The following is a 12,774-nucleotide window of genomic DNA, read 5'->3' on the forward strand; positions in this document are numbered from 1 at the left end:
TGCCTCCCGAGGGCCGCCTCGGACGCCGTACCCACGACGTCCGAATCGCCCCTCCGGGAAGGCCTCATGACACTCTCACCCACACGTGTGTCCACGACCGGCGTCCGCCGGCTGACGACCACGCTGTACGGCTACGCGTTCCTCGACGACTTCGTCCTGCTCTACCCGGTGTACGCGCTGCTCTTCGCCGACACCGGGATGTCGCTGTGGCAGATCTCCTCCCTGTTCGCCCTGTGGTCGATCACCGCGGTCGTGCTGGAGGTCCCCTCCGGCGCCCTGGCCGACGCGGTCTCCCGACGGCTGCTGCTGTGGATCGGCCCGCTGTTCAACGCGGTCGGCTTCGCCCTGTGGGTGATCGTCCCCGCGTACTGGGCCTTCGCGCTCGGGTTCGTCCTGTGGGGCGTCGGCGGAGCACTCTGCTCCGGTTCCTTCGAGGCGCTGGCCTACGACGAGCTGGACCGGCTCGGCGCCGCCGACCGGTACGCGCGCGTGATGGGACGGGTACGCGCCGCGCGGCTGGTGGCCACCATGGCGGCGATCGGTCTCGCCGGGCCGGTGTTCTCGCTGGGCGGCTACCCGATGGTGGGCGCGGGCAGTGTCCTGGCCTGTCTGCTGGCCGCCGTGGTGGCGACCCGGCTGCCGGAGCACCGTACGCGGCCGGAGACCGGGGGTGACGGCTGGTGGACGACCCTGCGGACCGGACTCGCCGTGGTCCGCAAGGACCGTTCCGTACGCGGCGCCCTGCTGCTGGTCCCCGCGGTCGCCGCGGTGTGGGGCGCGCTCGACGAGTACACGCCCCTGCTGGCCCGCGACACCGGAGTGGCGGAGACGACGGTGCCCTACCTGATCCTGCTCGTGTGGACGCTCGTCACGGCGGCGAGCCTGCTGACCGGACCGGCCGAACGCCTGAGCACCACCGGGACGGCGTGGCTGCTGGCGGGCTCCGCGCTCGCCCTGGCCGCCGGCGCCTTGTCCGGGACCCCGGCCGGCATCGCGCTCGTCGGCCTCGCCTTCGGCGGGTTCCAGCTGGCCGAGGTGCTCGCCGAAGTCCGCCTCCAGCACCGTATCGACGAGTCCCGCCGGGCCACCCTCACCTCGGTCGCGAGCCTGGGCACGGAGCTGGTCACGGTCGCCACGTTCGGCGCGTACGCGCTGCTCGGCACGACCGCGGCCCACAGCACGGTCTTCGCGGTGCTGGCGGTGCCGTATCTGGTGACGGCGCTGGTGCTGGCTAGAAGTCGGGCTGCCACGGCACGACCGTGAAGTCCCCCGTCCCCTTCTCGACCTTCTCGAACGGGGCGGAGCTGACGCACTTCGGCAGGTCCTTCGGGCCCAGGTCCTCGGTCGTCGCCCAGCTGTAGCCGAGCCGGTCGCGGTGGCCGACGTCGTGCACCGTGACGCCGACCCGGGTGCCCTTCGCGCCCGGCAGGTCCGAGTCGGTGACGATGCCGGACACGACGGCCACCTTGCCGCCGGTGACCAGACAGTCGACCTTCGCCTTCGCCCAGGCGCCGTCGCCGTTCAGGTAGTGGCTCCACTCGAAGGTGCCGGTCGCCCTCATCGGGTCGGCCTTGTCCTCGGCGGCGAGGTGCGCGTCGAAGGAGAAGGTGATGTCGTCACCGGCGGAGCGGTGGAGCTCGGCGGTGCCGGTGAGGGCGGCGCCCTCGCGGGGTTTCGCGGGGGAGGCGGGCGCGGAGGCCGCGGCTCCGGTGAGTCCGGCGGTGAGGAACAGTGTGGCGCCGAGCACGGCGATCTTCGTACGACGGTTCATGACGGTCCTTTCCGCGGGCGAACGGGACGGTCACCACTGTCCCGAGGCCCCGCCCCCACCGCGTCGCGCCACGGTCGGCATCCCGGCTACGCCGCCAGGCTGGTCCGCCCCGCACCGCGTACGCCTCAAGGCGGACGGGCGGGTACGCAACGAATCGCCGCCCTGCCCCGCACGGACGCAACAAACCGCTTACCGGCACGCAACGGCTCCTTCTTGTCCGCCCTGGTCAGCCCGCCGTACCGTCTATGTGGCCCCCACATCCACCCTTTCGCCCCGGTGAGGACACGCATGCGTACCGCCCTGCTCCAGAGCTCCGGTCGCCCCGGCTCGGTCGTCGAGAACCTCAAGGTCCTCGACGAGGCCGCGGGCCGTGCCGCCGCCGCGGGCGCCGGACTGCTGGTCGCGCCGGAGATGTTCCTGACCGGGTACGCGATCGGCGACGACATCGCCCGTCTCGCGGAGCCGGCCGACGGGGACAGCGCGGACGCGGTCGCGGAGATCGCGTCGAGGCACTCGCTCGCCCTCGCGTACGGCTATCCCGAGCGCTCCGGGGACGCGGTCTTCAACTCCGCCCAGCTGATCTCCGCCACGGGCGACCGCCGGGCCAACTACCGCAAGACCCATCTCTTCGGCTGCTTCGAGCGCGACCACTTCACACCGGGGGAGCAGCCGGTCGTCCAGGCCGAGCTCGGCGGACTGACCGTCGGCCTCATGATCTGCTACGACGTCGAGTTCCCGGAGAACGTCCGCGCCCACGCCCTCGCCGGCACCGACCTCCTGGTCGTGCCGACGGCGCAGATGCACCCCTTCCAGTTCGTCGCCGAGTCGATGATCCCGGTGCGCGCCTTCGAGAACCAGATGTACGTCGCGTACGTCAACCGGGTCGGCCAGGAAGGGGAGTTCGAGTTCGTCGGGCTCTCCACCCTCGCCGGTCCCGACGGGGTCGCCCGCACCCGCGCCGGACGCGGCGAGGAGCTGGTGTTCGCGGACGCCGACCCCGTGTCCCTCGCCGCCTCCCGCGAGGCGAACCCGTATCTGCACGACCGCCGCCCCGGGCTCTACGGGTCCCTGGTCTGAGCTTCCCCCTTCTTTCGCAGTCGCTAGGAGTCCGTACCCCATGACGTCCACGGTGCCCAACGCCGTCCAGCACGCCGACGAGCAGCAGCCGCCGATCACCATGTTCGGCCCGGACTTCCCGTACGCGTACGACGACTTCCTCGCCCACCCGGCGGGCCTCGGCCAGATACCGGCGACCGAGCTCGGCACCGAGGTCGCGGTGATCGGCGGCGGGCTGTCCGGCCTCGTGGCCGCGTACGAGCTGATGAAGATGGGCCTCAAGCCGGTCGTGTACGAGGCCGACCGGATCGGCGGCCGGCTGCGGACCGTGGGCTTCGAAGGACCGGGGACCGAAGGCCTCACCGCCGAGATGGGCGCGATGCGCTTCCCGCCGTCCTCCACGGCGCTCCAGCACTACATCGACCTGGTGGACCTGAAGACGCAGCCCTTCCCCAACCCCCTTGCGGAGGCGACCCCTTCGACGGTCGTCGACCTCAAGGGCGAGTCGCACTACGCCGAGACGATCGACGACCTGCCGCAGGTCTACCGTGATGTCGCCGCGGCCTGGAACAAGTGCCTCGAAGAGGGCGCCGACTTCACCGACATGAACCAGGCCATGCGGGAGCGGGACGTCCCGCGCATCCGCGAGATCTGGGCGAAGCTCGTCGAGAAGCTCGACAACCAGACCTTCTACGGCTTCCTCTGCGACTCCGAGTCCTTCAGGTCCTTCCGGCACCGCGAGATCTTCGGCCAGGTCGGCTTCGGCACCGGCGGCTGGGACACCGACTTCCCCAACTCCATCCTGGAGATCCTGCGGGTCGTCTACACCGAGGCCGACGACCATCACCGCGGCATCGTCGGCGGCTCCCAGCAACTGCCGCTCAGGCTCTGGGAACGCGCGCCCGAGAAGATCGTCCACTGGCCCTACGGGACCTCGCTGGCGCAGCTGCACGTGAACGGCGAGCCGCGTCCCGCGGTCACCCGTCTGCACCGCACCGCGGGAAACCGGATCACGGTGACCGACGCCGACGGCGACATCCGCACCTACCGGGCGGCGATCTTCACGGCCCAGTCCTGGATGCTGCTGTCGAAGATCGCCTGCGACGACTCGCTCTTCCCGATCGACCACTGGACGGCGATCGAGCGCACGCACTACATGGAGTCGAGCAAGCTCTTCGTCCCCGTGGACCGGCCGTTCTGGCTGGACAAGGCCGTCGACGACAGGGGGAACCCGACCGGGCGTGACGTCATGTCGATGACCCTCACCGACCGTATGACGCGCGGGACCTACCTCCTCGACGACGGTCCCGACAAGCCGGCCGTCATCTGCCTCTCGTACACCTGGTGCGACGACAGCCTGAAGTGGCTGCCGTTGTCCGCGAACGAGCGGATGGAGGTCATGCTGAAGTCGCTCGGCGAGATCTACCCGAAGGTCGACATCAGGAAGCACATCATCGGCAACCCGGTGACCGTGTCGTGGGAGAACGAGCCCTACTTCATGGGCGCGTTCAAGGCCAACCTGCCCGGCCACTACCGCTACCAGCGGCGCCTGTTCACGCACTTCATGCAGGACCGGCTGCCCGAGGACAAGCGGGGCATCTTCCTCGCGGGCGACGACATCTCCTGGACGGCCGGCTGGGCCGAGGGAGCGATCCAGACCGCGCTGAACGCGGTGTGGGGGGTCATGCACCACTTCGGCGGGGCGACCGACGCGACGAACCCGGGGCCGGGGGACGTCTACGACGAGATCGCGCCGGTGGAACTGCCGGAGGACTGAGCCGGTCGACGGCGGAGGCCCGAGGAGACCGCCGTCCCGAGGGCCGGTACGCGGAGCGCGAGGCCGCCGTACACGACCGGGTTCACCCAGCCCGGCACCAGTTCGGTTCCTCGGCTGTCGGCGCAGGCGGGCCGGATCACTCCGGCAGCGGTGTGAGCAGCATCCGTCCCGCGAACCCCACCGCCGTGTCCAGCCGCTCCGTGAACTCCCCGGCGACATCGGGCAGTCCGCGCAGCGCCCACAGTGCGCGGGCCGCCGTCCAGGTGGCGTCCCGGGCCCGCTCCAGACTCCACGCGCCGAGCAGATGGGTCAGCGGGTCGGCGATCTGGAGGAGGTCGGGACCCGGCATCAGATCTTCGCGGATGCGCTCCTCCAGCGAGACGAGGAGATCACCCACGCGGTCGAACTCGTCCTCCACGTCGGCGGGTTCGCAGTCGAGCGTACGGCAGGTGTCCACGACGGCCAGGGCGAGATCGTGCCCGATGTGCGCGTTGATGCCCGCGAGTGCGAACTGCAGCGGGCGTACACCGGGATGGCGGCGGTACTGGAACAGGGGCCGCCAGCACGCGGGCGGCCGGCGCTCGTCGGTCGCCGCCTCGACCGCCCGCAGGTACCGCTCGGCGAACCGCACGTCCAGCGTGATCGCGGCGTGCGCGTCCGTGAACCGGCCCGTGTCGATGCCCCGGTCGACGGCCTCCGTGACGGCGAGGTAGACGCGGTTGAAGACCGCGATCCCGTCCCGTTCCGGAAGCGACTCGTCCAGGGCGCGCATCCGTGAGACGACGGCGTCGACGGGGGTGACGAACTGTTCCAACTGGGGCATGGAGGCAGGGTCCCAGGCCTAGGCTGGCCGAAGTGTCGGCGGGCCCGGTGCTTCCCCAGAACGGGGGAACGCCGCCGCCGAAGGGGGAGGGGATCAGCAGGTGCCAGGCCAACGTGCCCACCGCCTGGCCGAACGCAGGGCCGAGCGCAGCCGTGCCGCCCGGCGCAACGGCATGGTCGCGGCGGCCTCCGTCGTGGTCGCCGTGGGCACCGCGACCGGGATGATGTCCGCGCTCGACGACGGGCGGGGCTCCGACGAGGCCCGCCCCGAGGTGACGGACTCCCCGACCCTGGATCTCCGGCCTCCCGCACCCTCGCCGTCCCCCTCGGTCACCGGGTCGGCTTCTCCGTCCGCCTCTCCGAAGAAGAAGCCGGCGAGCCCGACGCCCTCGGCGACGAAGGCCGAGAAGAAACAGGAGGAGACCGCGGCCGTCTCCATCCGCCTCTACCGCCACCCCGAGTCACAGGTCCTCGACTGGGTCCGCGACAACCCCGGCGACGCACGCCAGGACGTCATACAGTCCCGTATCGCCGACCAGCCGGCGGCCGTGTGGTTCGCCGACTACACGCCGGCCACCATCACGGCACGCGTGCGTGCGGTCACCTCCGGGGGCGCGGCGCAGGGCCGGGTGCCGGTGGTCGTGGCGTACGGGATCCCGGACCGCGACTGCGGCGGGGCCTCCCAGGGCGGGGCGCCGGACCTCGACGCCTACGACGCCTGGATCGACAGGTTCGCCGCCGGGCTCGGCTCCGGCGAGGTCGTCGTGATCCTGGAACCCGACTCGATAGCGCAGGCCGACTGCCTCTCCGCCGGCCAACGGGCCGACCGTTTCGCTTCGTTGGCCCGTGCCGGGCGGACCCTCAAGGATGCGAATCCGAAAGCCCGGGTCTACTTCGACGCCGGCCACTCCGGTTGGCACCCGGCGGCCAAACAGGCCGATCTGCTACGGCAGGCGGGCGCCGGTTCGGCCGCCTCCTCCGACGGAGTCTTCAGCAACGTCTCCAACTTCCACCGCACCGCCGACGAGATCGCCTACGACCGACGGGTCCTCGACGCCCTCGGCGGCGCGGCGGGCCTCGGCGCCGTCATCGACACCAGCCGCAACGGCAACGGCGCCCCGCCCGACGGCGAGTGGTGCGACCCCGACGGCCGCAAGCTCGGCCGGGCTCCGACCCTGAACACCGGAGAGTCACGCATCGACGGCTATCTGTGGGTGAAGCTGCCGGGGGAGTCGGACGGCTGCAAGGGCTCGCCCGGCACGTTCACACCGTCGTACGCCTACGACTTGGCGCGCTGAGCCGCTTCGGCCTCGCCGTACGAGGACGTGCCCTCGTCCAGCAGCGGCTCCTGCGTTTTCAGGTGGGCCGGTGCGAACGCCCGTAGCGCGTGATAGCCGGTGATGACGACCAGCGTGCCCAGCGCGATGCCGCTCAGCGAGAAGGTGTCGGTGAACTTCATGGTGACGTCGCCGACGCCGATGATGATGCCCGCCGCGGCCGGCACCAGGTTGAGCGGATTGCGCAGATCCACCTTGGCGCTGATCCAGATCTGCGCGCCGAGCAGGCCGATCATGCCGTACAGGATCACGGTGATGCCGCCGAGCACTCCGCCCGGGATCGCGGCGACGACCGCGCCGAACTTCGGGCACAGGCCGAACAGGAGCGCGAAACCGGCGGCTGCCCAGTACGCGGCCGTGGAGTAGACACGGGTCGCGGCCATCACGCCGATGTTCTCGGAGTACGTGGTGTTGGGCGGGCCGCCCACCGCGGTGGACAGCATCGAGCCGATGCCGTCGGCCGAGATCGCGGTGCCGAGCTTGTCGTCCAGCGAGTCACCGGTCATCTCGCCGACCGCCTTGACGTGTCCGGCGTTCTCCGCGACCAGGGCGATGACGACGGGCAGCGCGACGAGGATCGCCGACCACTCGAAGGACGGTCCGTGGAAGGCCGGGAGCCCGATCCAGTCGGCCTGGCCGACCGCGGAGAGGTCGAGCCGCCAGTGGTCGGTGAGCTTGCCGCTCGCGTCCACCGAGTGGATCCGGCCGAAGATCCGGTCGAAGGCCCAGGAGATGCCGTATCCGAAGACCAGCCCGAGGAAGATCGCGATCCGGGACCAGAAACCACGCAGACAGACGACCGCCAGACCGGTGAACAGCATGACCAGCAGAGCCGTCCACTGGTCCTGCGGCCAGTACGTGGAGGCCGTCACCGGGGCCAGGTTGAAGCCGATCAGCATGACCACCGCGCCGGTGACGATGGGCGGCATCGCGGCATGGATGATCCGCGCCCCGAACCGCTGCACGGCGACACCGACCAGGAACAGCGCGACACCGACGAGGAAGACGGCACCGGTCACCGTGGCGCTCGTACCGCCCTGTGCGCGGATCACCGCGGCGACGCCCACGAAGGAGAGCGAGCAGCCGAGGTAGCTGGGCACGCGGCCGCGGGTGGCCAGCAGGAAGATCACGGTCGCGACGCCGGACATCATGATCGCGAGATTGGGATCCAGGCCCATCAGGACCGGCGCCACGAAGGACGCCCCGAACATCGCCACCACGTGCTGCGCACCGAGCCCGACCGTGCGCGGCCAGGACAGCCGCTCGTCGGGGCGGACCACCGCTCCGGGTGCCGGGGTGCGTCCGTCGCCGTGCAGTTTCCAGCCGACGCCAAGATCCATGGTGCGGGTTCGCTTTCGTCGTACGTGCGGATGTCCGGACCATTGTCAGGGAGATCCGCCCAGGTCACCGCCCTCGCCTTGGGCCGGCTGATCAGGGCCGGGCACCTGCGCCGTCCACCTGTGGCTGGAGCGGGTCGGCGAGACCGGTCCGACGTACGGCTTCCGCTTCTGCTCGCGGGACGGCTCGGTGGCCTACGCGCGGTTCAGGGCTGCCGGTCGGGCACTGTTGCGGCCGGCCGGCCGACCTTCGGACGGTCGCGGTCGCCGGCGCGCAGCACGCCCGCGAAGGCCACGAGCCCGCTCGCCAGCACGGTCACCAGGACGAACGACACCAGCAGGCTGGCCGCCTGGGCGATGGCGCCGATCGCGCTCGGGGCGATCAGACCGGAGGTGTACGTGATGGTCGCGACACCCGCGATGGCCAGACTGGGGTTGGACCCGCTGCGGCCCGCGGCGGCGAAGCACAGCGGCACGACCACCGCGATCCCCAGCCCCATCAGCGCGAACCCGGCCATCGCCACCGCCGGATGGTTCGCCACGACGATGAGCAGCCCGCCGAGCACGGCGAGGACGCCGCTGGCCCGGACCGTGCGCACGGAGCCGTACCGGTCCACGATCCGGTCGCCGGCGAGCCGCGCGACCGCCATGGTGAACGTGAAGCCGGTCGTGCAGGCGGCCGCGAGCCCCGCCGAGGCCTCCAACTGGTCCCGCAGATACACCGCCGACCAGTCCAGGCTGGCGCCCTCCGCGAACACCGCGCAGAAGCCCACGGCACCGATGAGCAGGGCCGACTTCGGGGGCAGCGCGAACCGCGGCGGCGGCTCCTCGTCCTCGGTGGGCTGGAGGTCCAGGACCCAACGGCAGGCCAGCAGGCCGAGGAAGGTGAGCACGGCCGCGGCCAGCGCGTGGTGCAGACGCGCGTCCGAGCCCAGGTGGGCGGCGAGGGTGCCGGCCGCCGAGCCGACCAGGGCACCCGCGCTCCACATGCCGTGCAGGCCGGACATGATCGACCGGTTGAGCCGGTTCTCGATCTCGACACCGAGCGCGTTCATCGCCACGTCCGCCATGCCGGCGGTGGCGCCGTAGACGAAGAGGGACAGGCACAGGGTCAGGAGATTCGGGGACAGGGCCGGCAGCACCAGGGCCAGCGTCCACAGGGAGATGAGGCCCCGCAGGGCGTTCCGCGCACCGAAGCGGTGGCTGATACTCCCCGCCAGCGGCATGGCCACGGACGCGCCGAGCGCGGGGAACGCGAGGGCGAGGCCCAACTGGCCCGCGCTCACCGAGGCGTGGTCCTGGATCCATGGCACCCGGGTGGCGAACGAACCGGTGACGGCGCCGTGCACGGCGAAGACCGCGGCCACGGCGTACCGGGCGCGCTTCACCTGGCCCTGGTCGTACTGCACTTCGCTCATTCTCCCGCCCCTTCGCGGTCTCCGGTCCCCACCGGCGACGTAAACTATCAGGGTCCCTGCCTGATAGATAGTCGATTGAAGGCCGCCCTCGCGCCGACCTGAGGGCCCGGCCGATCTGGAAGGATCCCGGCATGCCCGCATCCCCCAGCACCGCCCGGGCCATCAACGACCGGCTCGCCCTGCGACTGCTCCAGCAGGAAGGCCCGTTGACGGCAGGACAGCTGAAACAGCTGACCGGTCTGTCCCGCCCCACCGTCGCCGACCTGGTGGAACGCCTCATCGCCGCCGATCTGATCGAAGTGGTCGGGGAGTCGGGCGAACAGCGCCGCGGACCGAACGCGAAGCTGTACGGCATCGTCGCGGACCTCGCGTATCTGGCGGCGCTCGACGTCCGCACGGAAGGCGTCTCCGTCCTCGTCTCCGACCTGCTGGGGCGTGTGCTGGCCGAGGCGTCGGTGCCGATCGGCGACGACACGGGGACGGGGCCTGCGGTCGAGCAGGCGGTGACGCTGGTCGAGCGCGCGGCCAAGGAGGCGGGCGTGGACCGGCTCCACACCATGGGTATCGGCGCGCCCGGCCTGATCGACCCGGTCACGAGCGAACTGCGGAACTCCACCGGCCTGCCCGAATGGCACCGCCGCCTGGTCGCCGCCCTCCAGGAACGCTTCCCGGAGGCTCGTGTCCACGTCGAGAACGAGACGAACCTCGCGGCGCTGGCGGAACAGCGGGATGGGGTGGCGCGGGACCGGGACACGTTCGTGCTGCTGTGGCTGGGGCACGGGACGGGGGCGGCGGTGGTGCTGGACGGTTCGTTGCGCAGGGGCGCCTCCGGGGGGACGGGGGAGATCGGCTTCCTGCCGGTGCCCGGCACGCGGGGGCTGCCCTCGGCGACGGGGTGCGACGGGGGGTTCCACTCGCTGGCGGGGTCGGCGGCGATCGCGGAGCTGGCGGGGGAGTACGGGGTGGTGGGCGCCGCGTCCGGGGCCGAGCCGGTGGCGGCGGTACTGGTGGGCAGGGCGGTGGCGGAGGGGGCGGACGGCTTCCTGGGCGCGCTGGCGGACCGGCTCGCTGTCGGCGTCTCGTCCGTCGTGGCCGTTCTGGACCCCGGGTGTGTGGTTCTCGGTGGGGAGGTCGGGCAGGCGGGCGGGGAGGAACTCGCCGCGCGCGTGGAGCGGCGAGTCCGCCGGATGTCACCCCTGCCGACCGAGGTACGTCCCGGCGTTCTCGGCGGTGGGGCCGTCCTGCGTGGCGCTCTGCTGACGGCACGGGACCGGGCGCAGGACGACCTCTTCGCGCCCCGATAGGGGCGCGGGGCCGTGGCGGCCGTACTCAGCCCTTGCTGCCGGACCGCCGCGCCAGATACTCCTCGAACGTCCCCTTCCCCACGGCCTGTTCCGGCGCCAGATGCCCACCCGCCCGGAAGCCGCGGTACGCCTTCCCCGTCAACGGCACGTTCACCACGGCCCGCCGGCGCCCCGTCGCCTTCACATACGCCCGAGCCAGCGACTCGAACGACCGCACCTCGGGCCCACCCAGGTCCGCCACCCGCCCCGCGGGCGGCCCGGCCGCCAACTCGGCCAGCCGGTCCGCGACTTCGGCCACCTCGACCGGCTGGTCGCTCACACCGGCGGGAAGCACCATGACCGGCGACTTGGCCATCGCCCGGAACACCCTCACCAGCAGATCGTGGAACTGGGTCGCCCGCAGCACGGTCCACCCCAGCCCCGACTCCTCGACCTGCCTCTCCACGGCGAGCTTGGACCGGTAGTAGCCGAACGGCACCCGGTCGACGCCGACGATCGAGATGTAGACCAGATGTCCCACCCCCGCCCGTCGCGCCGCCGCGATCAGGTTCGCGGCCGCCTTCTCGTCGCCGCCGGTCTGCGTGGTCGCGCAGTGCACGACCGTGTCCACGCCCTCGACGGCCACGTCCAGCGCGGCACCCCCCTCGCGCAGGTCGACGGCGTACGGCTGGGTGTGCCGGCTGAGCACCCGCACCTCGTGCCCGTCCGCCCGCAGCCGCTCGGCGACGAGCCGGCCGAGCGTTCCGGTACCGCCGGTCACCAGGATCGTGGTCATGCTGTTCAGTCCCTTCGGACGCCGGACGCTCCCGGGTGGAGCGCCCCTCGCCAGCTGAGACCACGTACCCCCGGCGAAATGTGACAGGCCGCTACGAGTGGGCGAGCTGACCGCGCACGAATTCCAGTTTGTCCGGGTTCAATACGGCCCGCATGTCGCCGATCAGCCCGTCCCGCACGTCGAAGGTCACCAGGGCGGCGAGGGCCTCGCCCGCCTCGCCCGCCCACATGGCGACCCCGGTCCCGCCGTTGACCTCGACCGTCGTGAACCGCAGGGCCCGGCCCCACTTCTCGAACGCGCCCAGCAGGAAGCGGATGACCTTCTCGCGCCCCTCGACCGGCCGCAGGGCCGCGGACACCTTGCCGCCGCCGTCGCTCCACCAGGTCGCGTCGGCCGCGAGCAGCTTCTCCAGACCGGAGAGATCGCCCTCCCGGGCCGCGGCGACGAACGAGGCGACCAGCTCCTCCCGCCGCTCGGGCGCGGCCTCGAACCGCGACTCGGGCTCGCCCACCCGCTGTACCGCCCTGCGGTGCAACTGACGGCAGTTGGCCTCGCTCAGATCGAGTACGTCGGCGATCGCCCGGTATCCGTAGGCGAACGCCTCCCGCAGCACGTACACCGCCCGCTCGGTCGGCGTGAGCCGCTCCAGCAGGACCAGCACCGCCATCGACACCGCGTCGCGCTGCTCGGCGGACTCCAGCGGGCCGAGCGTGCCGTCCGAGGTGACGACGGGCTCCGGCAGCCAGCTCCCGACGTAGGTCTCGCGCCGCGCCCTGGCCGAGGTCAGCCGGGTCAGACAGAGATTGGTGACGACCTTCGCGAGCCAGGCCCCGAGGCGCTCGATGCCGGCCCGGTCGGCGCCGCTGAAGCGCAGATAAGCGTCCTGGAGGGTGTCCTCGGCCTCTTCCGCCGAGCCCAGCAGGCGATAGGCCAGGCCGAACAGCCGCGGACGATGGCTCTCGAACTCGTCGGCGATCGCACTCGTCATGCCTGTCACCCTGCCATGCCCGGGCGGTGCGGGACCCGGCGGCGGGCAAGGGCCGTCGTCACCGCCGCCGGGCCGTCTGCGGAGATCCAAAAAGGACTAGACCAGAGGGTCCAACAGGTCGGGCGGGTTGAGAAGTCCAGCGGCACCACCTGTGAGCCACCCCACATCACTCGCCCGTATGGACCTCGA

Annotated in this window: 11 protein-coding genes; 5 read left to right on the forward strand and 6 right to left on the reverse strand. The window is 71.7% G+C overall.

Annotation, left to right across the window (positions count from 1 at the left end):
• Positions 1-66 precede the first annotated feature (66 nt).
• A complete protein-coding gene (locus tag ACWD3I_RS31195; RefSeq protein WP_365403217.1) occupies positions 67-1,263 on the forward strand; it encodes an MFS transporter in 1,197 nt (398 codons plus the stop codon).
• Here the strand turns inward: ACWD3I_RS31195 and ACWD3I_RS31200 are convergent.
• On the reverse strand, positions 1,232-1,771 hold the full coding sequence (locus ACWD3I_RS31200) for a Repetin (protein WP_365403214.1): 540 nt from the start codon (positions 1,769-1,771) through the stop codon (positions 1,232-1,234). The two genes, ACWD3I_RS31195 and ACWD3I_RS31200, sit on opposite strands and share 32 nt — an antisense overlap.
• Before the next feature lie 288 nt (positions 1,772-2,059).
• On the opposite strand from ACWD3I_RS31200, the gene ACWD3I_RS31205 reads away from it, so the two are divergent.
• Together ACWD3I_RS31205 and ACWD3I_RS31210 are read left to right on the forward strand one after the other, a co-directional pair.
• Positions 2,060-2,848 carry a carbon-nitrogen hydrolase family protein gene (locus tag ACWD3I_RS31205; protein WP_365403211.1) on the forward strand — a complete coding sequence of 263 codons (789 nt, stop codon included), beginning with the start codon at positions 2,060-2,062 and terminating at the stop codon, positions 2,846-2,848.
• Between the two features lie 40 nt (positions 2,849-2,888).
• On the forward strand, positions 2,889-4,604 hold the full coding sequence (locus ACWD3I_RS31210; protein ID WP_365403208.1) for a flavin monoamine oxidase family protein: 1,716 nt from the start codon (positions 2,889-2,891) through the stop codon (positions 4,602-4,604).
• 136 nt (positions 4,605-4,740) lie between these two features.
• Here the strand turns inward: ACWD3I_RS31210 and ACWD3I_RS31215 are convergent, their stop codons facing one another.
• Positions 4,741-5,427 carry a DUF5995 family protein gene (locus tag ACWD3I_RS31215; protein WP_365403205.1) on the reverse strand — a complete coding sequence of 229 codons (687 nt, stop codon included), beginning with the start codon at positions 5,425-5,427 and terminating at the stop codon, positions 4,741-4,743.
• A gap of 172 nt (positions 5,428-5,599) precedes the next feature.
• Between ACWD3I_RS31215 and ACWD3I_RS31220 the strand changes: the two genes are divergently transcribed.
• Positions 5,600-6,724, forward strand: a complete 1,125-nt coding sequence (locus tag ACWD3I_RS31220; RefSeq protein ID WP_365403298.1) for a glycoside hydrolase family 6 protein — start codon at positions 5,600-5,602, stop codon at positions 6,722-6,724.
• Here ACWD3I_RS31220 and ACWD3I_RS31225 read toward each other — a convergent pair.
• On the reverse strand, positions 6,706-8,103 hold the full coding sequence (locus ACWD3I_RS31225) for a uracil-xanthine permease family protein (RefSeq protein ID WP_365403202.1): 1,398 nt from the start codon (positions 8,101-8,103) through the stop codon (positions 6,706-6,708). The genes ACWD3I_RS31220 and ACWD3I_RS31225 overlap by 19 nt on opposite strands.
• Before the next feature lie 203 nt (positions 8,104-8,306).
• Complete coding sequence (locus ACWD3I_RS31230) at positions 8,307-9,518, reverse strand: MFS transporter (RefSeq protein WP_365403200.1); 1,212 nt, start codon at positions 9,516-9,518, stop codon at positions 8,307-8,309.
• A gap of 131 nt (positions 9,519-9,649) precedes the next feature.
• Between ACWD3I_RS31230 and ACWD3I_RS31235 the strand changes: the two genes are divergently transcribed.
• Positions 9,650-10,822 (forward strand): ROK family transcriptional regulator, encoded by a 1,173-nt coding sequence (locus ACWD3I_RS31235; protein ID WP_365403197.1) that lies wholly within the window; start codon positions 9,650-9,652, stop codon positions 10,820-10,822.
• 25 nt (positions 10,823-10,847) lie between these two features.
• Here ACWD3I_RS31235 and ACWD3I_RS31240 read toward each other — a convergent pair whose 3' ends face one another.
• Positions 10,848-11,597, reverse strand: coding sequence for an SDR family oxidoreductase (locus tag ACWD3I_RS31240; protein ID WP_365403194.1), 750 nt, complete (start codon positions 11,595-11,597; stop codon positions 10,848-10,850).
• A gap of 91 nt (positions 11,598-11,688) precedes the next feature.
• Positions 11,689-12,585 (reverse strand): RNA polymerase sigma-70 factor, encoded by an 897-nt coding sequence (locus tag ACWD3I_RS31245; RefSeq protein WP_365403191.1) that lies wholly within the window; start codon positions 12,583-12,585, stop codon positions 11,689-11,691.
• Between the last annotated feature and the right edge of the window lie 189 nt (positions 12,586-12,774).

It is taken from the genome of Streptomyces sp. NPDC002817 (assembly GCF_053592055.1).